The sequence below is a fragment of the Corynebacterium sp. HMSC05C01 genome (genome assembly GCF_001807155.1).
GTDB lineage: Bacteria > Actinomycetota > Actinomycetes > Mycobacteriales > Mycobacteriaceae > Corynebacterium > Corynebacterium coyleae.
The window spans coordinates 1-24,188 of the sequence record NZ_KV787945.1; the positions used below are offsets into that span (position 1 = coordinate 1).

Consider the following 24,188-nt stretch of genomic DNA (forward strand, 5'->3'; position numbering starts at 1 on the left):
GAAGCCCCGGCCAAGGCTAATGACAAGGCTGACGAGAAGGCCGAGGAGCAAGCTGAGGCTGACAACCAGGACGCTGACAAGGCTGACGCTGAGCAGGACGTGCAGGACGCACCGGCCAAGGTGGACAACGCCATGAAGCAGGCAGACAACAACAAGCCTGCAGGAGCAGACGTCAACATCGTCGCTATCATCGCCCCGATCGTCGCACTGCTGGCCATCGTCGGAATCGGCATCGGCTTCGCCAACATGATGCTCTAACCAAACACCCAAACTACAAAGAGTGTGCCCCAATGAGGGCACACTCTTTTCGTTTCTACACCTGATCGTCTAGCACCTCCGCAAACCTAGCTAGACGGTCTCGAAACCGCCTTCACAAACCCCCAGGTGATAACGAACACCATGGTCAATACGGAGCTCATCGTCTGGTTCCACAAACACAGAGCTAGACGACCAGCGGAAAACGACTGTCCAGGATTGCGGGAACCCAAAACTACGAGGCATAACAGTGCGATACCAAGGACGGTGAGTCTCGCTGCCTAATATGAACGTATGAATCGGGATGCTTTAGAGCCCATTTCGGAGTTGCCTCGTGGCGAGTTCGCCTTTCCAGGCCCGCTCCGTGACGCTCTTGTCAACGCCATCCTGGACGGCACGAAAACTGCGACAGCATCCTTGCTGGCTGAATACCCCAACGACTATCAGCCGCATGAGGAAGTGGGTGCCCTCGAGGCCGTCCTTGACTCACATGACAACGTGGTGTGCGTCATCCGCACGACTGAGGTTCAGATTTACCGGTTGGCGGACGTGAGCGACGAGCATGCCATCGCCGAGGGGGAGGGCTACGCCGACGCAAACGAATGGCGCATTGGGCATGAGCAGTATTGGCGCTCGCCAGAGTTTGTGGAGTACATCGGAGCACTTGATATTGACGACGACACGCAGGTGGTGTGCCAACGCTTTACCGTTGATGAGCGGTACCCGATCAGGGCATTGGAGCCGTGGCGCGGCTGAGGCCACACAGCCCGAACCAACGCCGGCTTTCCCAGCTAGGAAAGCCGGTACACCTCGTAGTCGCCGGGGACGCCCGCTCCGGGAACATACGCAAGTCCGAGCCTCAAAGCTAGGCCAATCGATGCCTCATTCACAGGGTCGATGATGGCGATGACGGGGAGCGACGGGAAGCGCTCGCGGACGCTGGCAATCGCGGCAGCCGCGGCTTCTTTGGCGTAGCCCTGGCCTTGCGATTCTGGTGCGAAACGGTAGTAGAGGTTCAGGACTTCTTCGCCGGCTTCCTCGCTGTGCCGTACCCCGGTAAAGCCGATGGTCGCGCCGTCGAGGGTGCGTACCGTGTAGTAGCCCAACTGCTGCTCAGCCCAATTGTTCTGCCACGAGCGCGCAAGCTCGACAGCCTCATCGCGGGTCTTCATTGTCAGCTCGGGGCGATGCTCGTACGTGCGGGGATCTGAGTGGATGGCAAAGATGGCGTCGATATCCGCATCTGTCGGCACCGACAACTCAAGCCGCGGGGTGCGCAGGGCAAACGCATCAGGCATGGTGAGTCCTTTCCTGCCGCTTGTTCCACAGGCGCCACAGCGAGAACGCTCCCGCAGCGCCCAATACTGGCAGGGCGGACAGGCGCACGGCGCGGCGAACGGAGCGGTAGTCGCGGACGGCCCAGCCTTGGGCTTTTGCGTGGCGACGCAGCGCGCGGTCCGGATTGACGGCAACGGGGGAGCCGACCATCTCCAGCATTGGCAGGTCGTTGATGCTGTCGGAGTAGGCGGTGCACTGCTTCAGGTCGAGTTGCTGCAGCGCGGCCAGCGCGGCCACGGCGTGTTTCTTGCCGGGGCCGTGGAGGATGTCGCCGACGAGTCGGCCGGTGAACTTGCCGTCCTCTTCTTCCGCGACGGTGCCCAAAGCGCCGGTGAACCCGAGGGTCTCCGCCAGGGCCTGGCCGATCTGGACCGGGGTGGCGGAGACGAGCCAGACTTGCTGGCCGGCGGCGATGTGCATGGAGGCCAGTTCGATGACGTCCGAGTAGGACTTGTTCAGCATCTGCTTGTCGACGATCTCCTGGCAGGCCTCCTTGAGCTCGTCGACACGTTTGCCTTTGACCACGGCAAGGGCCTGCTCGCGACCTTCGGCGATGTCGTCGGCGTTTTCGGATCCGGAGACACGGAAGCGGATCTGCTTCCACAGGGCCGGGGCGAGTTCGCGCAAGGTGATGAAGCGTTTCTTGAACAGGCCTTGGGCGAGCAGGATTAGCGACGAGCCCTGGATGAGGGTGTTGTCGATGTCGAAGAATGCCGCCGCCTCGAGGTCCTGGGGAATTTCGGGGTCCGGCTGGGTGATTTTTTGGCGGCCCGCGGTTTTGAAGGCGCCGCCGACAGAGTCGACGCCGAGGGCGAAGTCTTGGATGTTGATGCCAAAGGTTTCTTCAACGGCGGCAGCGGCGGCGGCTTGGCCGGCGGTGCGCTGGGCGTCGTCGTCAAGCGGGGGCAGTGCAAGGTCCTCAAGGAAGCGGCGGAGGTTTCCTTGAGAGACTGACCATTGTGCGAGGAATTCCCGCTGTTCTGACATGGCGATCGTGACTCTTTCGGTGGCGGTGTTAGCGTGAGCAATCGTACAACGGCGAGCGCCGCAGACACGATGTAGAGGAGTTCGGATGAAGACGGTGGAGTTGATGGTGCGGTCCACGTGCGGTTCGTGCGAGCGGGTGGCGGCGCAGATTGCTCCGGTAGTGGAGAAGTGTGGCGCGGAGCTAATGCTTGTCGACGTCGACCTGGACCCCGACAACGCTGCCGAATACGGCGATCGCGTGCCGGTTGTCGTCATTGACGGCGAGGAGCTTGCCTGCTGGGAAGTGGACAACGCAGACCTTGAGGCGGCGCTCCTCGCGTAAGGGGCTATCCTTTAGTTTGATTTCCAACGCGGACTGGAGGGTTTTGTGAGTGTTCTTGTCGTGGGGATGTCGCATAGGTCTGCACCTGTGTCCCTACTAGAACGTCTCAGCATGGATACGGAGCTGCAGGAGGGGACGTCCGCGGCTCTTGTTGAGCGGCCTTCGTTGTCCGAGGCGATGATTATCTCCACCTGCAACCGTCTCGAGGTGTATGCGGTGGCCAACGCGTTCCACGCTGGTGTGGAGGACGTGTTGACGGTGCTGACGAAGGTGTCTGGGGTGGGCATCGAGGAGCTGCGTCGCTACCTGTACGTGCGGTACGCGGATGCTGCTGCGGAGCACATGTTTACTGTGGCGTCGGGGTTGGATTCGATGGTTGTGGGGGAGCAGCAGATCATCGGCCAGGTGCGTACGGCGTATGTGGATGCGGCGGAGCGTGGCACGGTGGGGCCGAATCTGCATTCGTTGGCGCAGATGGCGCTGCATACCGGCAAGCGTGTGCACACTGAGACCACTATCGACGACTCGGGCGCGTCCATGGTTACCGCCGCCTTGGATGAGGCGATGGGGCTGATGGGGATTGAAGACTTCAAGGGGAAGAAAGCTCTGGTGTTGGGGGCTGGCGCGATGAGTTCGCTGGCGGCGACGCACCTGGGCAAGCGCGGCATTGACGGGTTGGTGATTGCCAACCGCACGCGCGACCGCGCCGAGCGCCTTGCTGGACATTCCCGCGAGGCGGGCGTGCCGGCGGAGGTTGTGGATTTTGAAGACCGCTCGCACGCGATGGGTGGGGTGGACATTGTGGTGTCCGCGACGGCGGCTGACGGCTTCACCATTACGCCGGAGGACATTGCGGGTCCGGTGATGCTGGCGGACCTGTCGTTGCCGCGCGATATCGACGACGCGGTCACTGACATCGACGGCGTGCACCTGGTCAACATTGAATACCTGCACGAGCAGATGCGTAACACGACCAACGAGGATTCCTGTGCGTTGCGCGAGGCAGAGGCGATTATCGACGAGGAAGTAAAACTGTTTTCCTCCGAGCAGCGGGTGCGTGGGGTGGCCCCGGCGGTGACGAGGCTTCGCAGAAACGCTGCGGAGATCTCTGGCCAGGAGCTGCAGAAACTTCGCACCCGGCTTCCGGAAATGTCTGAGGAAGATTTTGAGCAGGTTGAGCGCACGGTCCGTAGGGTCGTGGACAAGCTGCTGCACGCGCCGACGGTGAAGATTAAGGAACTTGCGGCGGCGCAGGAGACAGTGAGTGTGGAAGAGGTAGTGACCGAACTGTTCGGGCTGGATCAGCCGGCGGTGTCGGTGGAGGCGCAGCGTCTCCCGCTGCCTGAGGAACTGCGCGGTAAGGAGAAGTAAATGTTGAAGATTGGTACTCGTGGTTCGCACTTGGCGACGACACAGGCGGGCCATGTCCGCGACGACCTTGGCGCGGTTGGCCACCCGGCTGAGTTGAAGATCGTGGTCACCCCGGGCGACCTGTCGCAGGCGCCGGTGGAGCGAATTGGCGTCGGTGTGTTCACTTCCGCGCTGCGCGACGCGCTGTTTAATGGCGAGGTGGACGTTGCCGTCCACTCGTTTAAGGACTTGCCCACGGCGTACGAGCCGCGTTCCTATCTCATCGTGCCCAAGCGTGAGGACAACCGCGAGGCGCTCATCGCCCGCGATGGACTGACGCTGGCGGAGCTGCCGGAAGGCGCCCGCGTGGGTACGTCGGCCCCCCGTCGTATTTCCCAGCTGCGCGCGATGCGTCCGGACCTGGACATTCGTCCGCTGCGCGGCAACATTGAGCGTCGTATGGGCTACGTCGAATCTGGCGAGTTGGACGCGATCATGCTCGCGTACGCAGGCTTGGTGCGTGGTGGCTACGGCGACCGGGCGACCCAGATCTTCGACCCGCACGAGTTCATCCCAGCGCCGGCTCAGGGTGCACTTGCGGTCGAGTGCCGTGTCGACGATACGGCTGGCCGCGAAGCAATTGCGAAACTTATCGACGACACCGCAACCGCCGAGGCCCGCGCCGAGCGCACCGTACTTGCCGTACTCGAGGCCGGCTGCACCGCGCCGGTGGCGGCAACCGCGCGTGCGACGGAGAACGGCATCGAGCTGCGTGCCGGCGTGTTTGCGCTGGATGGGTCCCGTTCGCTGGTGGAAGATGTCCAGGGTACGGACCCGGAGGAGATCGGTCGACGCGCTGCTGAGGCGTTGCTTGAACGCGGTGCCGCTGACGTTATGAAGTAGCGGTGGTTTTGTTCTGGGGCATATCCCTTTTATGGTGTAAATACCATACGTTCACACCCCTCCGCGCAACGGGTCGCTTAAGTGGATCCGTCTGCGTGGGGGATGTTATTTGTGCCTAGAAGAGATTCCTCTATGACATTGCCCTCTCACACCCCCCAGCCGGGGAAGGTGATCTTCGTGGGTGCCGGACCGGGCAACCCTGAACTGCTCACGGTCCGTGCCCGCGAGGTGATGGAAGCTAACGCTATCGCACTCGTCGATCCGGAAGTGTCGGCGGGGGTCAGAAACTTCGTTGGCTCAGCATTGCCAGTGCCACAGGCCAAGCTCGACGAGGCGAAAGCCGTCTACGAGCAGATGTGCGCCGACGCGAAAGCAGCGGGTGCGCGCCGTAAACCGCCGAAGCCGGAAGACCCAACCGCGGCGGAAATTTCTGAGCATGAGCTGGCAGGTGAGGGCATTATGCCGAAGCTGCGCGAGGCGCTCGACGCGGCAGCGAAGTCCATCGAGGACGGCGAGGCAGGCGATGGTGACGTGATCCGTCTGGTCGCCGGCAACCCGCTGACCCGTGATGCTGTGATGGAGGAGATCTCCGCCGTTGCAGACGCTGGCCTGGAGTTCCACGTGGTGCCGGGCATGTCCTTGCCGTCGACGGTGCCGTCCTTCGCTGGTATTGCGCTGGGCTCGACCTATACCGAGGCTGACCTGACCAACGGTCCGGTGGACTGGGATCAGTTGGCGTCTGCGCCGCAACCGTTGGTGTTCCAGGCCACCCAGGAGCACCTCGCAGAGATGGCAGAAGCGCTTATGGAGCGCGGTTTCCAAGGCGCCACTCCGGTGACGATTACGACGAACGGAACGACGCGTCTGCAGCGCACGTTTGATGCCACGTTGCAGACGGTGGGCAAGTTGGATGCGGATCTGTCGGGTGCGCTCGTCGTTACGCTTGGCACTGTTGCGGACGACCGCTCGAAGTACTCCTGGTGGGAAAACCGGCCGTTGTATGGCTGGCGAGTGCTTGTGCCGCGCGCCAAGGAACAGGCTGGCCCGATGAACGCCCGCCTGACGCAGTACGGTGCGATCCCGCAGTCGGTGCCGACGATTTCGCTCGAGCCACCGCGCAACCCGGCACAGATGGACCGCGCGATCAAGGGCATTGTGGAGGGACGCTACCGCTGGGTGCTGTTTACCTCTGTTAATGCCGTTGATGCGGTGTGGGACAAGTTCGAGGAGCTTGGCCTGGACGCCCGCTCGTTTGCCGGCGTGCACCTGGGTGCGGTGGGGCAGAAGACCGCTGATGCGCTGCGTGCCCGTGGCATGTACCCGGAGCTGATCCCGCACCGTACAAAGCAGAACGCTGCTGGTCTGGCGGAGATCTTCCCGGAGTATGTCGAGGATATCGACCCGGTTGGCCGTGTGCTGCTGCCGCGCGCGGACCTGGGCTCCGACGTCCTGGTCGATGGCCTGGAGGCCAAGGGGTGGGAGGTCGACGACGTTGTCGCCTACCGCACCGTGCGTGCTGCTCCGCCACCGCCGGAGACGCGCGACATGATCAAGACCGGCGGGTTCGACGCCGTGTGCTTCACCTCCCCGTCGACGGTGAAGAACCTTGTGGGTATTGCCGGCAAGCCGCACGCGCGCACCATCATCGCCTGCATCGGCCCGGTGACGGAGGCGGAAGCCCGCGAGCAGGGCTTGCGTGTGGACGTCGTCCCGGAGGTCGCCGATATCCCGTCGCTCATTGACGCCTTGGCAGAGCACGTTGCTGGTCTGCGTGCGGCTGGGCAGTTGCCGCCGCCGCGCAAGAAGCGCCGGAAGTCGGCAGCGAGCAACTAGCACGGCTGGGGTCGTGTCGGGTGACGTTCTAAGATGTGGCGCATGGCAGATTTTGAGCTCACCCGACGACCACGGCGCTTGCGGCAGAACCCCGCATTGCGCACCCTGACGGCGGAGACGAGGCTGCACCCGGCCGACTTCATCCTCCCGCTGTTTATCGCAGACGGCCTTGATGCGCCGCGCGAGATTGCCTCCATGCCGGGGGTGTACCAGCACACCGAGGATTCCCTGAAGGCAATTTGCCACGAGGCGCTTGAAGCTGGTGTGCGGGCGATCGACCTGTTTGGTGTGCCGCTTGAAGCGGATAAGGACGCCACAGGCTCCATCGGTGTCGCGGAAGATGGCATTTTGAACCGCGGGATCAAGGCGCTTCGCGACGAATTCGGCGACGACCTGGTCATCATCTCCGATACGTGCCTTGATGAGTTCACCGATCACGGCCACTGTGGTGTGCTGCGTACCGATGCACACGGCAACGAGATCGTGGACAACGACAAGACGGTTGAAATCTACTGCGACCTCGCCCTGTCCCAGGCGCGCGCTGGCGCACACATGGTCAGCCCGTCCGGCATGATGGACGGCCAGATCGGCGAGATCCGTAAGGCACTCGACCGCGAGGGCTTTGAGGACGTCATCATCATGGCGTACTCCGCGAAGTATGCCTCCAAGTTCTTTGGTCCGTTCCGCGATGCTGTCGGCTCGTCGCTGAAGGGCGATCGCCGCACCTACCAACAGGATCCCGCAAACGTGCGTGAATCCCTTTTGGAGACCGAACTGGACATCGCCGAAGGCGCAGACATTGTCATGGTCAAGCCGGCCTTGCCGTACCTTGACGTGCTGGCCAAGGTGGCAGAAATGTCACCAGTGCCGGTGGCGGCCTACCAGGTCTCCGGCGAGTACGCGATGCTCAAGGCAGCAGGCGTGAACGGTTGGATCGACTTCGAAGAGACCATGATGGAGTCGCTGGTATCCATTAAACGCGCTGGTGCGGACCAGATTCTGACCTACTACGCCATCGAAGCAGCAAAGCAGCTCAATGGTTAGCCTCCCGCCACTCAACCCGAAGAGCCCCAGCCACGTCGACGCCAGCGCCGTGGACAAGAAGACGCCGGGCGGCCCGCCGGAGGCCGTGCAGTTGATGCTGCGGTGCTGGGCAGTGATGATCGCAGGCGAGTTAATCCACCAGATTCTCTCCGTCGTATTCGCGTTCGTCGACCCGTCCGCGCTGCGGGACGCCGCCAAGCAACAAGCTAAGCAGCGTGGCGAGGAAATCTCGGACGGCCTAATCAACATGGGCGTCTACGGATCCCTGATCCTCATGACACTCATCCAGTTGGGTGTGCTGCTGTTGTTCGTGTTCGCGCTGCGCGCCGTGCGGAACAAAAGCTCCCAGGCTGGCAACGCGTACCGGCTGCTGCAGATCTTCGGGGTGTTCTTCGCCCTCCGCATGATCACGCTGTTCATGATGCAGCCCGCCTCCACCGCCATACCGGTGGTGCTCTACGGCATCGACGGTGTCGTCCAAATCATTCTGGGTGTGGCCGGCATTCTGGGCATCATCTACTCCACGGACAAAGACGCCGTGAACTGGGTAGCGCCCAAGAAGGATGGGTCGAAGAAAGACGCAGCCAAGACAGAGAAGGAACAGTAGGTCCCCAATGGCAGGCATGTTCCCCACGATGGTCTCAGACCCGAATGACAAGAACCGTAGGTACAGCGGCGAGGCCACTGAGCAGTGGCCCCGACCGCTACGTACCGCCTACTACCTGGTGGTTGCCAGTGCGGTGTTGATGATCGTCATCGGGCTGATGACCCTGGCCAAGGGCGTGCCTGACCGGCTGCCGGATACCTGGATGATCGAAGGTGCCGACGAAGCATTGATCGAACGTTTCCGGTTCAATCTGCGCATCTTGGCGTGGGGCAACATCGCCTTGGCCATCCTGCTGTCGATGAGTTCGGCCTACTTCCATAAAGGGGCGAAGACTGCGCGAAGGATTGCAGCCGCAGGCATTGGGGCAACTGTGTTCCTCAACGTTGCCGGCTTCTTCATCGGCGTGGCTGGCTGGGCCTCCATCGTGGTGGTTGTCCTGCTTGTCGCAGCCCTGTTTGGGATGTTCCGGCCGGCGGCGAATGTGTTCGTCGATACGCGAAGTGGCGACCTGTGGAGGGGAGTTGCGTAAGTGAGCAACCACGAACACCTAGACAATTGCATCGAGGAAGCCCGCCACGCCGCACGCCAAGCAGGCATTGACCCAGGCACTGCGACGTGGGACCTGGACGGGGAACTTGTCCGCCCCAACGCCTCCTACGCCTTCGAGCTGGAGGGCATTGAGGACGGGCCCCAACTGACCGACATCGCCGAAGCACTTGAGGCGCTGCCAGGTGTGTCGGCGCGCTTGGTGTACCCGACGAAGATGGCGTGGGTCACCGCACCGGCAAGTACGCCGCTTGTGGAGCTCACCGACACCATCGAAAGCTTCGGCGTCACCGCAACCGTGACCGACTCGACCCTGCAGCGTCGCGCACACGGCCGCTACTGGCAGGAACACCCGATGCCGCGCCGGGCGAAGCATCGTCGCAACGAAGAGGCGAACCTGATCGCCCGTGCGCAAGGGTTTGTGCGTCCGGTGTCGCGGCGCTCCCGGCGTGAAGGCGACGTGCTGTTTACCGCCCGCGACCTAGTCACACCGACGCGCCTTGTGGTGGCGGTGCTGCTGACCATCCCGGTGCTGCTACTCACCTACATCCCGTCCCTGGATTTTCCGGGCTGGCAGTGGGTGTGCTTCGCGCTAGCAACTCCGGTGGCCCTGTGGTGCGCATCCCCGTTCCACCGCGCCATGGCAGGTGGTGTGCGCCGGGGCATCTCGGCGCTAGACGGTGCCAGTTCGATTGCCATTTTGGCGTCCTACGTGTGGTCGTTCGCCATGCTGCTGTTTACCAGCGTCGGCGACATCGGCTACACCACCACCGGCAGCTGGATGCCGCTGCGCATGTCAGACAGCCCAGAGCTGTACTTCGAGGTGTCCTGCACTGTTACCACGTTGTTGCTGTTCGGCAGGTACTTCTCCATGCAGGTTCGCACAGACCTGCGCGAGGAGCTCGAATCACGCAGACCAGGTGCTGAGGACGTCTACAACGTGGATCACCGCGACAAACGCGGCACACCCAGCCCCGAAGAGTTGCCTGCAACAGAGATCAGGCGTGGCGACGACGTCACGCTCACCGCAGGCCACATCATCCCAGTCGATGGGGAAGTGGTTGGTGGTTCCGGCCGGATTGGTGGGGAGCTCGTCGATACGCACCGCGACCAAATCCTCAAAGTCGGCTCGATCGTCACCGCCGGCTCGGTGCTCGCCTCGGGCGAGATCAAAGTCCGCGCCGCGCGCGTCGGCCACACCACACTGCTTGCGGCGGTGCAGCGCTGGCTTGACGACGCCTCACGTCACCAAAACGCAGCCACCATGGTCTCGACTCGCTCCGCGGGCCTGCTGATCCCAACCGCCTATGTCATCGCGGTGCTCAACTTCGGACTCTGGCTGCTGTTTAACGGCAACATCAACACGGCCGCTGCGACGTCGCTGGCCATCCTGGTCGTCGTCGCACCCGTGAGTTTGGCCATCTCACCTGCACTCGCCATGCGCCAAGGCCTCGACTCCGCCGTGCGCCACGGCATGCTTGTGCGCGACGGCAACGCGCTTCGCACCCTGGCCGACACCGACATGGTCGTCTTCAACCGTGTGGGCACCCTGGTCAAACCGGAAATGCATGTGGAAACCGTCACCGCAGTACGTGGCGAAAGCACTGAACTGGTGCTGCGCATCGCCGGCGTCCTGTCTGCCGACTCGGACCACCCGGCCTCCAAAGCAATCGTGAAAGCAGCACGAGGAGCACGCGACGCCCGCTCCGGCGACCCACGCATCCCAGACTGGATCGAAGCCAACGGTGACACCTTCTCACCCGACGGCGAGTTCGGTGGACCAATTACCGCAACGTGGGGCACTGGTGAAAACGCACGCTCCGAAACGTTTGCGGCATCGCTGTGGCGCCCGACGAACCTGTCGCAACTCCACGGCAAACTCTCCGTCGCCGCCACGACTGGCGGCACACCCGTCGTCGTGCGGTGGGGTGGACGTGACCGCGGTGTGATCACGCTATACGACCCCGCTAAAGACGACGCCATCCAGGCCATCGACCGCCTGGAATCCATGGGCGTGGAAACCGTCATGCTCACCCGCGACACCTACCCGGTGGCGCGCCGGTTCGCTGACTTCCTCGGCATCTCCCAAGTGCTTGCCGGCATTCACGGACTGGACAAACCCCATGCTGTGCGTGCACTGCACACACAAGGTTCCAACGTTGCCATGGTTGGCGACGCCTCCGTCCTGCCCACCCTGCGCGTCGCCGACTCCGGCATCCTCTTCGCCGAAGACGACCTCGCCGGCACCAAAGAGCCACGCTGGAGCGACGACGCCGAAGTCGTCCTCATCCGCGAAGACGTCATGTCCGTGCCCCAACTCATCGAGCACGCCCAACGCGTTAAACGCATCGCCAACAGCAACCTCGCCTTCGCCGTTGCGTACAACGCCACCGCAGTCGTCCTCGCCGCCGCCGGAGCCCTACCGCCCGTCGGTGCGACACTGCTCATGCTGGGCAGCTCCCTGTTCATCGAGGCGAAGTCGCGCCGGGCACGCCGGTTCAAGATCTAGGCTTTTCGCAGGTAGGCTAAGGCACTATGACTAGACGCGACCTTGTTAACGCTCCGTTCCTTGAGGCCGCCTACGGCCGCACTCCGTCCCGCACCCCGGTGTGGTTCATGCGCCAAGCCGGCCGTTCCTTGCCGGAGTACCGCAAGGTGCGAGAAGGCATTGCAATGCTGGATTCGTGCTTCATGCCGGAACTGCTCGCGGAGATCACGCTGCAGCCGGTGCGCCGCCACGACATGGACGCGGCGATCTTGTTCTCTGACATTGTGGTGCCGCTGAAGGCAGCGGGTGTTGGGGTGGAGATCGTGCCGGGTACGGGCCCGGTGCTGGACGCTCCGATTCGCTCCCGTGCGGACGTAGACAACCTGCCGATCCTGGACCACACCGTGGAGGAAGTCGCCGAGGGGATCCGCATTATTCTCGACGAACTGAGCGACACCCAGGCACTCATCGGCTTCGTAGGCGCGCCGTTTACTCTGGCCAGCTACCTCATCGAAGGCGGGCCGAGCAAGAACCACGAGAAGACCAAGGCGATGATGCACGGCGATCCGGAAACCTGGCACGCGCTCATGCGCCGCCTCGTGCCAACGATCACCGAGTTCCTCCGCACGCAGGTTGAGGCCGGCATCGACGCGATGCAACTCTTCGACTCCTGGGCAGGCTTCCTTACCGAAGCCGACTACCGCGAGTTTGTCCTGCCGTACTCGGTTGAAATCCTGGATTCAGTGGCGGGAGAGATCCCGCGCATCCACTTCGGTGTGGCCACCGGCGAGCTGCTCGGCGCCATGTCTGAGGCAGGCAGCGAGGTGATGGGTGTGGACTGGCGCGTGCCGCTGGACACCGCCGCGAAGCGTTTCGCCTCCCCGCGCGTGCTGCAGGGCAACCTGGATCCGGCGTTGCTGTTCGCCGGCACCGACGTGGTGCGCGAGGAGATTACCCGCATCAAGGGTGAGGCCGCCCGGGCAGTCGAAGCTGGCGACGCCACCGGACACATCTTCAACCTGGGCCACGGCGTACTGCCGACCACCGATGCGGACGCCATCACTGAGGCAGTGCGCATCATCCACGAGGAGAATTAATGAACATCGCCATTATCGGAGCAGGCCTTGCGGGCCTGACTGCCGCCTACGAGCTTCGTAAACTCAGCTCGAACGAGGACACGGACGAGGCGAAAATCGACGTCTACGAAGCCACTGACCGCATCGGCGGCAAGCTCTACACCGTCGCGTTCGAAGCCGGCCCGACCGATATGGGCGCCGAGGCATTCCTCGCACGCCGCAAGGATGCCGTCGAGTTCTTCACCGAGTTGGGTCTTGGTGATTCGCTCGTCGAGCCGTCCGGGTTGCGCTCCCTGATCTGGTCCAATGGCGAGGCCCGCGGTCTGCCTACCGGTGGCGTGATGGGTATCCCGTCTACCTCCGAAACGGTTGCGCACTTGGTCAGCGCCGAAACCGCAGCGCGTATCGACGACGAAGCCAACCGCGAAGGCTTCACCTGGGACACCGACGGCGACATGAACGTCGGCAAACTCGTGCGCGAGCGCTACGGCGACGAAGTCGTCGACGTCATCCTGTCGTCTCTGCTTGGTGGGGTCTACTCCTGTACCGCCGATGACCTGGGCGTTCGCGCCACCATCCCGCAACTGGCAGAAGAGCTCGACCGCCTCGCTGAAGCCGGCGACGGCAAGGTGCACCTGTCCACCGCCGTGGCCAACCTGGAGCGCTCCCGCGCGGAGCTGCCAACCGGCCAGGGGGCGGTCTTTAACACGTTCCGCGACGGCTACCACGAACTCTACGAAGCCCTCGCAGAGCAGTCTGGGGCGGACATCTACATCGACGCGTTCATCTCGGAGATTCGCCGCGAAGGCAACGGTTTCCGCCTCAAGGGCGGCGAGGACACCATCTACGACCACATCATCCTCGCCGTACCCGCACCAACCGCAGCGCTGCTGCTCAAGGAAGTCGTCCCAGAGGCGGCACAGGAGCTCCAGTTGGTGAAGTTGGCCAACTCGGCAGTCGTCGGCATGCGGTTTGCCACCGACGAGGGCCTGCCGCAGAACTCGGGCGTGCTCGTTGCCACCGGTGCCGACGACGTGAAGGCAAAGGCGTTCACCTTCTCCTCGCGTAAATGGCCGCACCTCGCCGAACGTGGCGGCGCCATCGTGCGCGCAAGCTTCGGCCGCTTCGGCGACAACATCGCCCTGACCGCCACCGAAGACGACCTGGTGGACTGGGCACTCGACGACCTGAAAACCATCACCGGCTTCGACGGCCGCGAAGCCGGCTTGGAAGAGATCTTCGTCCACCGCTGGTTCGGGGGCTTGCCGCGTTTCGACGAACACCACCTCGCCACCGTGGCCAACGTCCGAAGCATCATCGACAAGGTTGACGGCATCTCCGTCACCGGCGCCTGGGCGAGCGGCGTGGGGGTGCCGGCGGTTGTGGCGGACGCGCGTGTCGTCGCCAAGCAACTGCTTTAGGCATCCTCCCAGGGGTCGATGACCTCCACACCCGTGCCCTCAAAATCCTTGAGGTTGCGGGTGGCAAGCGGGGCATCGTGGGCGCGACAAATCGCGGCGATCATCGCATCAGCGTCGTGGATCGGGCGCCCCATCCTTTTTCGCTCCACGACGATTTCGCCGAATGCCCAGGCAGCGTCTGTATCAAAAGCAAGGACACCGTTGCGCTGCTCGAAATTAGACAATTGCCAGAAGACAACGTGCTGAATTTCGTTCCGTCGGGCACCTGACGGCAAACTCCGAACGCCTCGGACAATCTCGCCGACTGTAATGGAAGTAATGCACTGCTTCGGGTCTGTGGTGGCTGCCCATCGTTTGACGTTTTCGTGCGGAGCCTTCCGGCAAAGCTCTGAAACAACGTTCGTATCAAGGATGATCATGACTGACCACCGCGACGGGCGGTGACCGCTTCATCCATAACACCGGCGAGGTCATCCATACCTCCCACCTCTTGGGAGAGCTCGAAAAGCTCCAAGCCAGCCTTTACAGGTCGGACTGCTTCTTCCAGAATATGACGTACCTCTGCCTCCATAGACCGTCCATTCATACTGGCCTGAAGTTTGATCTTGTGGCGCACTCTCTCGTCGACGCCACGGATAGTCAACGTTACGGTCTTCTCTGGCTTTTCAGCGACCGTGGTCTCAGCCCGACGCGTGATGCGCGTCGCTTTGCTTTTTTGGATAGCGCCCATGCTGCCTCCTTACGATCCAAATTATGCTGTCAAAATGCTAGCACCGATGGGCGATGTGTGGCTAGGGGCAAATGTGGGTTCTCCGCTAGGTTGATCACCTATGGAACAACACGCCAACGAGCGCGACACCGCCGAATTTGCCGAAGCCGCCGAAGCTGCCGGCGCTGCTGATGCCGCGGCACCCACCGAACCCGCCGAGAAGGAATGGTGGGAAGAAGAAGGCCTGCCCTGGAACGGCAAACCCACCAAAGCCGACTACTGGTGCCTTGCCTGGTTTGGCTTCGTCGGTATCTTCGGCCTGGCGATGATCCCGCTGCGTGCATGGCTGCTCGGGCTGCACCCACCGGTCCTGCTGGCACTGACCGGCTCGCGCGTCGGCGCCGCCTCCACCGGTGCGCTCGCCGCGGTGGGGGAGGCGCCCCACTGGCTGATCTACCTGCTCATCGGGTCCTTGGTGAATATCAAGTTCGACTGGATCTACTGGTGGGCCGGCAAACTCTGGGGTCGCGGCATCCTGGAGGTGCAGGCGGCGAACTCCAAACGTGCGGCGAAGAACATCGCACGCGTGGAAGGGTGGGCGATCAAACTCGGCTGGATCGGCATCTTCCTGGCGTACGTGCCCATTCCGTTGCCGATCGCATTTGTGGTGTTCGTGTTCATGGGTATTTCGGGCATGCCGTTGTGGAAGTTCATGGTGCTGAACTTCATCTCCAAAACCCTCTGGTCGTTCCTCTACCTTGGACTGGGCTGGTGGATCGGTGAGCCGGTCGTGGAGGTCCTGGATCAGTACGCCAAGGTAGCCAACTGGGTTGCAATTGCGCTGTTGGTCGTGGTGTTTTTCGGTATCTTCCGCAACCAGTCGAAGAAGAAAGGGCGCGCCGTCGAGGCCGTGGGCAACGAGCTCGAGGCAGGCAAGTAGCGAAAATGGTCGCCACGCAAAATAGTTCCACGCTCCCGATTGGGGCGTGGAACTATTTTCGTTCTGGTTGCCGTCTTCCCTGGGGAAAGTGAATCTTCTTGCCTGTCGGGGTGAAGAAAGTTCCCTGAGCGGGAACTTTCTTCACTTAAAGGGCAGGGGCGAGGGGCGGAGCAAGGACAGAGGCGGGGCAAGGGCAGGGGCGAGGGCGACGGAGAGCAGGTGAACCCCTACCGGTTGACCACGACGGTGGAGAAGTCCTCGTCGCCGCGGCCGGCTTCCTGCTGCTCCTCCAGGGATGCGAGTGCCGCGGCGACGGCCGGCAGGTCCTTGTCGGCGGTGGCCAGCATGAGGCGGGCGTCCTTGGCAATGGCGTCGGCGGTGAAGTCGCCGGGCGAGGTGGAGCGCTCACCCAGCAGGAACGGGCTCTTCATGTTCACGATGAACTCCAGGCCGGTCGAGCCGAGCATGTCCACGACCTGCTCCGGCGCGAGACCCTGTGACTCGCCCAAAGCCAACGCCTCCTTGAAGCCCTGGATGGTGACGGCCAGGGCCAGGTTGGCCAAGAGCTTGCCGGTGGCGGCGGCTGGGGCCGAATCGACAACCTTCAAACGCTCCGGGTTGGCGGCGGCCCAGGGGGCGACGACGTCGGCGACGGTGGATCGTCGAGAAGCATCGGCTCCGCCGACGTAGACGCCCAACTTGCCTGCGCGGGCGGGCGGCAGCGAGCCGACTACCGGGGTGTGGACGTAGCCGGGGACGGCAGCGGCGAACTCAGCGGCGTCCTCCGGGGAGATCGTGGTGGAGTCGGCCCAGGTCACGCCCTCGGGGATGAGGGACGGTTCGATGACAACCTCACGGACGGTGTCCGGGCCGAACAACGACGTAATGACAAGGTCCGCGCCCTTGACGGCCTCCTCCGGCGTCTCGGCGGCACGCGCGCCACGTTCGACCAGGGGAGTGGTCTTTTCGGCGGTGCGGTTCCACACGGTCAGCGAGTGGTCGTCGACAAGTTTGAGCGCGAGCTCAGTTCCCATACGGCCAAGGCCTAAAAACGCAATATTCATATGGCCTACGATAGACAACCATGACTTCCCAGAACCCGACTTCAGGCAATACGCAGCGTTCGGCAGAATTGTTCGAGCGCGCGCAACGTTTCACACCGGGCGGGGTGAACTCGCCTGTGCGCGGGTTTGGCTCGGTTGGCGGCCAGACTCGCTTCATCCAGAGTGCGCACGGCTCGCAACTTATCGACGTCGACGGCAACAAGTACGTCGACCTCGTCTGCTCCTGGGGTCCGATGGTGCACGGCAACGCCCACCCGGAAATCATCGAGGCGGTAGAGAAGGCCCTGGTCAACGGCTTAAGCTTCGGTGCGCCGACGGAGGCTGAGGTGGAAATCGCCGAGCACATCGTGGCCCGCACGTCCGTGGATGAGGTGCGCATGGTCAACTCCGGCACCGAGGCCACCATGTCTGCCGTGCGTCTCGCTCGTGGCTTCACCGGACGGCCGAAGATTTTGAAGTTCGAGGGCTGCTACCACGGCCACGTCGACGCACTGCTGGCGTCGGCGGGCTCCGGCATTGCGACGTTCTCCCTGCCGGACTCGCCGGGTGTAACCGGTGCACAGGCGGCGGACACCATCGTCGTGCCGTACAACGACATCGAAGCCGTCGAGCGCGCCTTCCGTGAGAACGAGGGGCAGATCGCGGCGATCATCACCGAGGCCGCCGCCGGCAACATGGGCACCGTCGCGCCACAGAACGACTTCAACGCGAAGCTCAAGGAGGTCGCACACCTTAACGGCGCGCTGCTCATTCTCGACGAAGTGATGACCGGCTTCCGCACCTCCTACTCCGGTTGGTACGGCGTGGACAACGTCGCCGGCGACCTGACCACCTTTGGCAAGGTCATCTCCGGCGGCCTGCCGGCAGCCGCGTTCGGTGGTCGCCGCGACATTATGGAAAAGCTCGCGCCGAACGGCCCCGTCTACCAGGCAGGCACCCTGTCCGGTAACCCGGTTGCCATGGCGTCCGGCCTGGCATCGCTGCGTCTGGCCAACGAGAACATTTACCCGACGCTGAACCGCAACGCGGATACGCTCGCGCAGCTGCTTCACGACGCCCTCATCCGTGAAGGCGTCGCCCACCACATCCAGCGCGCCGCGACCATGCTGTCCGTGCGTTTTGCTGAGGGCGAGGGCCGCAACTTCGCCGACATGCAGGCAGCGGACACGTTCCGTTACGCACCGTTCTTCCACGCCCTGCTGGACGCTGGCGTGTACGCACCGCCGAGCGCGTTCGAGACCTGGTTCGTCTCCACCGCGCTGACCGACGAGGACTTCGGCCGCATCGAAGACGCCCTTGCGGTGGCCGCGAAGGCCGCTGCCCAGGCGGTGGCGCCGGAGTGAGCGACGCGTTGAACCCGGGCGGGCAGTCCCGGACGATTGTGCACCTGGTACGCCACGGGGAGGTCTACAACCCGAAGAAGATCCTCTACGGGCGGATGCCGGGCTACCACTTGTCGTCGCGAGGCAAGTCCATGGCGCTGGTCACCTCGAAGTTCTTCGAGGGCCGCGACGTGACGTACCTGGCGGCGAGCCCGCTCGAGCGCGCGCAAGAAACGGCGCAACCGATCGCGGAGGTGACCGGCTGCGAGATCCAGACGCGCGAGGATATCCTCGAGGCCGGCAACACCTTCGAGGGCCTACGTACCAAGGGCTGGCGCACCCAGTTGGCCAACCCGATCCGCTGGCGGCATCTGACCAACCCGTTCAAACCGAGCTGGGGCGAGGCCTACGACGCCATCCTGGAACGCATGTGGGACGCCGTGATCGACGCCCGCGACATCGCCGACGGCCACGAGGCGGTCATGGTCAGCCACCAGCTGCCAATTGTCATGGTGCAGCGCCAGGTGCAGGGCAAGCCGCTCGCGCACATGAGCCGCCAGTGCGACCTGGCCAGCGTGACGTCACTTGTGTTTGAAGGCGGCCGTGTTGTTGACTGGGCATACAACACCCCAGCCCAGGAGATCTAGGTACACACCATGACGAAGAAGCGGAAGCTTATCGCCACTGCCTGCTGCGCGGCGGCGCTGGCGCTTTCGGCCTGCTCGAGCTCGTCGGCGGACCAGGGCGGAACGTTCTCGTTCCACTCCCCGGGTGGCCAGACGGAGATCACCTACGACGAAGCAGAGCGCAAGCCCCTTGCCGGTTTTGAGGGCGAGTCCCTCATGGAGCCGGATCAGACGATCGCACTGTCTGACTTTGAAAATCAGATCGTGGTGCTTAACGCCTGGGGTCAGTGGTGCGCGCCGTGCCGTGCAGAGGTGGATGACCTGGAAGAGATCCACGAACACTTGCAGGCCAACGGGCAGGGCACCGTGTTGGGGATTAACGTGCGCGACTCCAATGCGGAAATTGCCCGGGACTTCGTCAAAGACAACGGCGTGACCTACCCGTCCATCTACGACCCGCCGTTTAAGACCGCCGCCTCGCTCGGTGGCGTGCCGTCCTCGGTGATCCCGACCACGATCGTGCTGGACAAGCAACACCGTCCGGCCGCGGTGTTCCTGCGCGGGGTGACTGCGGATGACATCATCGAGGTTGTTGACCGTTTGGCTGAGGAGGCCTAGGTGGGCCTTGCCGACATCGTCACCGACGGCCCGCTGCTGTTCGGCCTGCTTGCTGCCGCGCTGGCCGGGTTGGTGTCGTTCGCATCCCCGTGCGTGATCCCGCTGGTGCCGGGTTACATCTCGTATCTGACCGGCGTGGTCGGCGGCGAGATGACCATGGACGACAAAGGCCCGCGCGTGGCCCGCAAACACTGGGCGGTCGCCGGTGCGGCTACGTTGTTCGTTGCCGGGTTCACGGTTGTGTTCCTGCTGGCCACGGTCACGGTGTTCGGCGCGGTCAGCGCGATCGCGCTCAACGCCCAGACGCTCACCCGCATCGGCGGGGTGGTCACCATCCTCATGGGGCTGGTGTTCATGGGTGCGGTGCCGGCGCTGCAAAACGACACCCGCATGCAGCCCAAAAAGTGGACCACGATCCTCGGCGCGCCGCTGCTCGGCGGTGTGTTCGCGCTGGGGTGGACGCCGTGTTTGGGGCCGACGTTGGCGTCGATCATCTCGGTGTCGGTTGGCACCCAGGGGCTTACCGCAGCCCGCGGCGTGCTGCTTGTCGTCGCGTATTGCATCGGCCTAGGCCTGCCATTTCTGCTGGTGGCGTTGGGGTCGTCGAAAGCTGTGCGCTCCATCGACTTTCTAAGCAAGCATTCGCGCGCCATCCAGATCGCAGGCGGCATCGCCATGATCCTCGTCGGGCTTATGCTGCTCACCGGCGCATGGGACGCGTTCATCGGCTGGTCGCGCCAACTCGTCGACGGTTTCGGAGGGACGATCATCTAAATGAAGACGGCACAAACCTGGCTGCGCAAGGCGTGGCACTGGCTCACCAGCATGCGCACCGCGCTTATGCTGCTGTTCATCCTCGCGCTCGCGTCCGTGCCGGGTGCTCTGCTGCCGCAGCGCCAAGTCAGCGCAACGCTTGTCGACGACTACCTGCGCGCCAACCCCACCATGGGGCCCATCTACGACCGCCTGCAGCTCTTCGACGTCTTCAACTCCACCTGGTTTGTTTCCATCGTGCTGTTGCTGGTCATCTCCCTGATCGGCTGCATCATCCCGCGCTCCATGGACCACTGGCGGGCCTACAACGCCAAGCCGACCCGCGCCCCGCGCTACCTCTCCCGCATGCCAATGCATACGGAGGGTGTGGTTGAGGGGGACGAGGCGGTCGTCGCAAAGCAAGTGCGCGACAAGCTCAAACGCTGGCACGTCGCCGAATACCAACCCGACGAAGACCGCGCGGGCGTGTTCTCCATCTCGGCGGAACGCGGCTACACGCGCGAGTTGATGAACCTGATTTTCCACATCGGCATCGTCGGCATGATCGTCGCCTTCGCCGCAGGCCGCATGGTGTTTTACGAGGGCCAGGCCATCGTGATCACCAACTCCGAGCACGAAAACGCCATCCCCGTCGAACAGCCCCGCGTGTTCTGCAACACCTCGCCCGCCAACTTCGACGTGTTCCGCGCCGGGCCATTTTTCGACGGCACCGGCCTGACCCCCTTCTGCTTCGAATCACAAGACTTCAAGGCGAAATACCTCAACAACGGCCAAGCCAACGAGTTCTCCTCGGACGTGACCTACACCGACGACCTCAACGCGCCGCAGGACGAATGGGATCGCGCCACCCTGACCGTCAACGGCCCGCTGCGCATCAACGGCGACCGCATCTACCTGCAAGGCCACGGCTTCGCCCCGCAGATCACCATCACCTGGCCCAATGGGGAAACCCGCACCCAGATGGTGCAGTTCCGCCCCACGGACGTGACCACGTTCCTGTCGTCCGGCGTGATGCGTTTCGACCCGCCCGCCGGCATGTACCCGGACCTGGGGGAGCGCCGCAAGAACCAGATCGCCATCGAGGGCAACTTCGCGCCCACCGCCAACTGGACCGGCCCGAACGGTGACCAGTTGCAGTCCGCGTTTCCCACGATGGATGACCCGGCGATCTCCGTCGACGTTTACGTCGGCGACGCCGGTCTGGACACCGGCCGCCCGCAAAACATTTTCACACTTGACCAGGCGCTCGTCGCCGAGGGCTTGCTACAGAAAGTCACCCGCGTCCAGTTGACCCCCGGTTCGGAAGCCACCGTGAACACCGACGGCGGCGAGGTGAAGGTGCGTTTCGACGGCGCCGCCGAATACGCCAACTACCAAATCTCGCGCGACACCACCCAGATCTGGGCACTGATCGCCTCCACCGTCATGCTGCTTGCACTCGCCGGCTCGCTAGCGATTAAACGCCGCCGCATCTGGATCCGCCTGCGCCCGTCCGACACCCCGGGCCACACCGCCGTGGAAATCGCCGGCCTCGCCCGCACGGACCGCGCGGGGTGGGGACGCGAGTTCGACGAGCTCGCCGCAGAGCTTCTTAGCGACGATTCACACCTCGAACGTCGCGAAGACGAAGAAGAATTTGACCCCTATGACCTTGGAAAATAGGTGCCTGGTGGAGTAGGTTAAGACCTATGCTTGTCAACACCACCATGGCGGAACTGTCCGACCTGACATTCCGCACCGCATTCATCATCTACATCGTGGCGCTGATCATGTCCTTCATCTACTACGGACGCGTCACGGCAGTCATCGACGTCCGCCGCGAGGCTTTGGCAGAGAAGGCCGAGAAGGCTGAGAAGAAGGTGCTGGTGGGAGCTGGCGGGCCGGATGTCGTCGATACGCAATCGCCGTTCGACGACTCGGAATACACCGCCAAGGTGGCCAGCGCCCGCAAGTGGGCCGGCATGACCCAGGCGCTGGTCTGGGTAGGTGTGGCGCTGCACGTGGTGGCGTTTATCACCCGTGGTCTTGGCGCGAAGCGGTTCCCGCTGGGCAACCTGTACGAGTACATCCTGTTCATGACCGCTGTGATCATGGTGGTCGCCGCCGTGGTGATTCAGCGCAAGGGCTGGCACACCATCTGGCCGTGGCTGCTGTTCCCAATGGTCATCGCGATGTTCCTCAACTCCACGGTGTTCCACATGCAGGCCGCCCCGGTGGTGCCGGCGCTGCAGTCCTACTGGCTGCCGGTCCACGTGTCCTCCGCGGCGATCGGCGCATCCATCGGCCTGGTCTCCGGCGCGTTCGCCCTGCTGTACCTGCTGCGCATGTGGCAGCCCCGCGGCGGGGAGCACGGCTTCTTCGGCGCCATTGCGCGCCCGCTGCCGTCCGCGAAGACGCTCGACCAAATCGCCTACAAGACCGCCGTGGTCACCCTGCCACTGTTCGGCATCGGCATCGTCTTCGGCGCCATCTGGGCCGAGGTCGCCTGGGGCCGCTTCTGGGGTTGGGACGCGAAGGAAACCGTGTCCATGATCACCTGGATCCTCTATGCCGCCTACCTCCACGCCCGCGCTACCGCCGGCTGGAAGTCCACCGCAGCGGCGTGGATTAATGTGTTCGCCATGGCGATGACAATCTTTAACATGACCTACGTCAACACCGTGATCGCGGGTCTGCACTCCTACGCAGGGCTGAACTAGTGAAGGTGCTGATCACCGGCGGTGCCGGTTACATCGGCTCCACCATTGCGTCGTGCTGCGATGATGCCGGCATCACGCCGGTAATTCTGGACGACTTCTCCACCGGCCTGCGCACCTTCGGCGAGCGCTTCGCCTGCTACGAAGGCGACGTCGCTGATGTTGTCTTGCTGGAGCGCGTGTTCACGGACCATCCCGATATCTTCGCGGTGATCCACTGCGCCGCCAAGATCGTCGTCCCCGAGTCCGTCGAGCGCCCCCTGTTGTACTACGACAACAACGTGGCCAAATCCATCACGCTGCTGTCCGTCATGGAGCGTTTCGGCGTGCGCCGCTTCATCCTGTCGTCCACCGCGTCCATGTACGAGCCGGGCCCCGACTACATGGTCGACGAAACCAGCCCTGTAGACCCGCAAAGCCCCTACTCCGCGTCGAAGTGGTTGTTGGAGCGAGTGCTTCGCGACGACACCGCCACCGGCCACCTCAACGCCATCGCCCTGCGCTACTTCAACCCCATCGGCGCCGACCCGGCCCTGCGCACAGGCCTGCAGAACCCGGTCCCGTCCCATGCGTTGGGCAAGATGATCTCCGCCTACCACGCCGGCGAGACCTTCACCGTCACCGGCGTTGATTGGCCGACCCGCGACGGCTCCGGCCTGCGCGACTACATCCACGTTTGGGACCTCGCCCGCGCCCACGTCGCCTGCCTGCAGCGTTTCGACGACATCTCCACCGGCTACGACGTCATAAACCTCGGCACCGGACAGGGCACCACCGTCTTCGAACTCGCCGAGGCCTTCGGTGAGGCCACCGGCACCCCACTGTCCGTGGCCACCGGCCCGGCCCGCCCCGGCGACGTAGTCGGCTGCGCTACCCGCACCGACAAAGCCCACGACGTGTTGGGCTGGATCCCCGAACGCTCCATCGCCGACGGGGTGCGCGACTCCCTGGCCTGGTCTGAGAAACTCCCCGCCGTTCTGGAACAAGAGGCCAACCGATGACCAAACCCCGCAACAAGCAGGGTAAACCCGCCAGCGACGATCCGGTGCTTATCGCCCTCGGCGAGCAAATCGCCTCCCGGCGTCGCGCTTCGGGGCGTTTGCAGCAGGACGTCGCCGACGCCGCCGGCGTGTCCCGCTCCACCCTGCACACCATCGAGCACGGCGGCGCCGGCGTTCGGTGGGAGAAGGTCATCTCGGTGGCCCACACCCTGGGCCTGAAGGTTGTCCTGGCGGAGTCGGACTGACACTTTCCGCCGGAATCTGTCAG

General features: G+C 63.5%; 26 protein-coding genes. 21 read left to right on the forward strand and 5 right to left on the reverse strand.

The window, feature by feature from the left end; all coding sequences use genetic code 11:
• Window positions 1-258 (forward strand): hypothetical protein (locus HMPREF3145_RS11780; protein ID WP_371325691.1); only part of this gene is annotated, 258 nt, incomplete at its 5' end.
• A gap of 291 nt (window positions 259-549) precedes the next feature.
• Complete coding sequence (locus HMPREF3145_RS02565; protein WP_070421700.1) at window positions 550-1,011, forward strand: ASCH domain-containing protein; 462 nt, start codon at window positions 550-552, stop codon at window positions 1,009-1,011.
• Between the two features lie 35 nt (window positions 1,012-1,046).
• On the opposite strand, the gene HMPREF3145_RS02570 is transcribed toward HMPREF3145_RS02565, so the two are convergent.
• Both HMPREF3145_RS02570 and HMPREF3145_RS02575 read right to left on the reverse strand, forming a co-directional pair.
• Entirely contained in the window at window positions 1,047-1,553 is a 507-nt protein-coding gene (locus HMPREF3145_RS02570) for a GNAT family N-acetyltransferase (protein ID WP_070421701.1), read from the reverse strand.
• Window positions 1,546-2,580, reverse strand: coding sequence for an HAD family hydrolase (locus tag HMPREF3145_RS02575; protein ID WP_070421702.1), 1,035 nt, complete (start codon window positions 2,578-2,580; stop codon window positions 1,546-1,548). Before HMPREF3145_RS02575 ends, HMPREF3145_RS02570 begins: the two co-directional genes overlap by 8 nt.
• A gap of 85 nt (window positions 2,581-2,665) precedes the next feature.
• Here HMPREF3145_RS02575 and HMPREF3145_RS02580 point away from each other — a divergent pair, with 85 nt between their 5' ends.
• The 10 genes from HMPREF3145_RS02580 (at window position 2,666) to HMPREF3145_RS02625 (ending at window position 14,170) form a co-directional block, all read left to right on the forward strand.
• Window positions 2,666-2,902 (forward strand): glutaredoxin family protein, encoded by a 237-nt coding sequence (locus HMPREF3145_RS02580; protein WP_070421703.1) that lies wholly within the window; start codon window positions 2,666-2,668, stop codon window positions 2,900-2,902.
• A gap of 45 nt (window positions 2,903-2,947) precedes the next feature.
• A complete protein-coding gene (locus tag HMPREF3145_RS02585) occupies window positions 2,948-4,273 on the forward strand; it encodes a glutamyl-tRNA reductase (RefSeq protein WP_083279353.1) in 1,326 nt (441 codons plus the stop codon).
• Complete coding sequence (gene hemC, locus HMPREF3145_RS02590) at window positions 4,274-5,155, forward strand: hydroxymethylbilane synthase (RefSeq protein WP_070421705.1); 882 nt, start codon at window positions 4,274-4,276, stop codon at window positions 5,153-5,155.
• A 132-nt stretch (window positions 5,156-5,287) separates the two neighbouring features.
• Window positions 5,288-6,988, forward strand: a complete 1,701-nt coding sequence (locus HMPREF3145_RS02595; protein ID WP_070421706.1) for a bifunctional uroporphyrinogen-III C-methyltransferase/uroporphyrinogen-III synthase — start codon at window positions 5,288-5,290, stop codon at window positions 6,986-6,988.
• Between the two features lie 42 nt (window positions 6,989-7,030).
• A complete protein-coding gene (hemB, locus tag HMPREF3145_RS02600; RefSeq protein ID WP_371325692.1) occupies window positions 7,031-8,032 on the forward strand; it encodes a porphobilinogen synthase in 1,002 nt (333 codons plus the stop codon).
• Window positions 8,025-8,639 carry a hypothetical protein gene (locus tag HMPREF3145_RS02605; protein WP_070421708.1) on the forward strand — a complete coding sequence of 205 codons (615 nt, stop codon included), beginning with the start codon at window positions 8,025-8,027 and terminating at the stop codon, window positions 8,637-8,639. Before hemB ends, HMPREF3145_RS02605 begins: the two co-directional genes overlap by 8 nt.
• Window positions 8,640-8,646: 7 nt before the next feature.
• Window positions 8,647-9,168, forward strand: coding sequence for a hypothetical protein (locus tag HMPREF3145_RS02610; RefSeq protein ID WP_070421709.1), 522 nt, complete (start codon window positions 8,647-8,649; stop codon window positions 9,166-9,168).
• On the forward strand, window positions 9,169-11,694 hold the full coding sequence (locus HMPREF3145_RS02615) for a heavy metal translocating P-type ATPase (RefSeq protein ID WP_070421710.1): 2,526 nt from the start codon (window positions 9,169-9,171) through the stop codon (window positions 11,692-11,694).
• A 26-nt stretch (window positions 11,695-11,720) separates the two neighbouring features.
• On the forward strand, window positions 11,721-12,770 hold the full coding sequence (hemE, locus tag HMPREF3145_RS02620; protein ID WP_070421711.1) for a uroporphyrinogen decarboxylase: 1,050 nt from the start codon (window positions 11,721-11,723) through the stop codon (window positions 12,768-12,770).
• Complete coding sequence (locus HMPREF3145_RS02625) at window positions 12,770-14,170, forward strand: protoporphyrinogen oxidase (protein WP_070421712.1); 1,401 nt, start codon at window positions 12,770-12,772, stop codon at window positions 14,168-14,170. The genes hemE and HMPREF3145_RS02625 overlap by 1 nt, the downstream gene beginning before the upstream one ends.
• On the opposite strand, the gene HMPREF3145_RS02630 is transcribed toward HMPREF3145_RS02625, so the two are convergent.
• A complete protein-coding gene (locus HMPREF3145_RS02630) occupies window positions 14,167-14,589 on the reverse strand; it encodes a type II toxin-antitoxin system VapC family toxin (protein ID WP_070421713.1) in 423 nt (140 codons plus the stop codon). The genes HMPREF3145_RS02625 and HMPREF3145_RS02630 overlap by 4 nt on opposite strands.
• On the reverse strand, window positions 14,586-14,900 hold the full coding sequence (locus HMPREF3145_RS02635; RefSeq protein ID WP_092101334.1) for a FitA-like ribbon-helix-helix domain-containing protein: 315 nt from the start codon (window positions 14,898-14,900) through the stop codon (window positions 14,586-14,588). Before HMPREF3145_RS02635 ends, HMPREF3145_RS02630 begins: the two co-directional genes overlap by 4 nt.
• A 100-nt stretch (window positions 14,901-15,000) precedes the next feature.
• On the opposite strand from HMPREF3145_RS02635, the gene HMPREF3145_RS02640 reads away from it, so the two are divergent.
• Window positions 15,001-15,819, forward strand: coding sequence for a DedA family protein (locus HMPREF3145_RS02640; RefSeq protein ID WP_070421714.1), 819 nt, complete (start codon window positions 15,001-15,003; stop codon window positions 15,817-15,819).
• Window positions 15,820-16,046: 227 nt separating this feature from the next.
• On the opposite strand, the gene HMPREF3145_RS02645 is transcribed toward HMPREF3145_RS02640, so the two are convergent.
• Entirely contained in the window at window positions 16,047-16,883 is an 837-nt protein-coding gene (locus HMPREF3145_RS02645; protein ID WP_070421715.1) for an NAD(P)-dependent oxidoreductase, read from the reverse strand.
• Window positions 16,884-16,903: 20 nt separating this feature from the next.
• Here HMPREF3145_RS02645 and hemL point away from each other — a divergent pair, with 20 nt between their 5' ends.
• Genes hemL through HMPREF3145_RS02685 form a run of 8 tightly spaced genes read left to right on the forward strand, consistent with a single transcriptional unit; the run spans window position 16,904 to window position 24,165 of the window.
• Window positions 16,904-18,226, forward strand: a complete 1,323-nt coding sequence (hemL, locus tag HMPREF3145_RS02650; RefSeq protein ID WP_070421716.1) for a glutamate-1-semialdehyde 2,1-aminomutase — start codon at window positions 16,904-16,906, stop codon at window positions 18,224-18,226.
• A complete protein-coding gene (locus tag HMPREF3145_RS02655) occupies window positions 18,223-18,852 on the forward strand; it encodes a histidine phosphatase family protein (RefSeq protein ID WP_246817477.1) in 630 nt (209 codons plus the stop codon). Before hemL ends, HMPREF3145_RS02655 begins: the two co-directional genes overlap by 4 nt.
• Window positions 18,853-18,861: 9 nt before the next feature.
• Window positions 18,862-19,449 (forward strand): TlpA family protein disulfide reductase, encoded by a 588-nt coding sequence (locus HMPREF3145_RS02660; RefSeq protein ID WP_070421717.1) that lies wholly within the window; start codon window positions 18,862-18,864, stop codon window positions 19,447-19,449.
• The gene (locus HMPREF3145_RS02665) at window positions 19,450-20,223 is read left to right on the forward strand and encodes a cytochrome c biogenesis CcdA family protein (RefSeq protein ID WP_070421718.1); all 774 of its coding nucleotides are present in this window, start codon (window positions 19,450-19,452) and stop codon (window positions 20,221-20,223) included. It begins immediately after the preceding gene.
• Entirely contained in the window at window positions 20,224-21,885 is a 1,662-nt protein-coding gene (locus tag HMPREF3145_RS02670) for a cytochrome c biogenesis protein ResB (protein ID WP_070421719.1), read from the forward strand.
• Between the two features lie 26 nt (window positions 21,886-21,911).
• Complete coding sequence (gene ccsB / locus HMPREF3145_RS02675) at window positions 21,912-22,922, forward strand: c-type cytochrome biogenesis protein CcsB (RefSeq protein ID WP_070421720.1); 1,011 nt, start codon at window positions 21,912-21,914, stop codon at window positions 22,920-22,922.
• Window positions 22,922-23,920, forward strand: coding sequence for a UDP-glucose 4-epimerase GalE (galE, locus tag HMPREF3145_RS02680; protein WP_070421721.1), 999 nt, complete (start codon window positions 22,922-22,924; stop codon window positions 23,918-23,920). Before ccsB ends, galE begins: the two co-directional genes overlap by 1 nt.
• Window positions 23,917-24,165, forward strand: coding sequence for a helix-turn-helix domain-containing protein (locus HMPREF3145_RS02685; RefSeq protein WP_070421722.1), 249 nt, complete (start codon window positions 23,917-23,919; stop codon window positions 24,163-24,165). The genes galE and HMPREF3145_RS02685 overlap by 4 nt, the downstream gene beginning before the upstream one ends.
• Window positions 24,166-24,188: the final 23 nt, after the last annotated feature.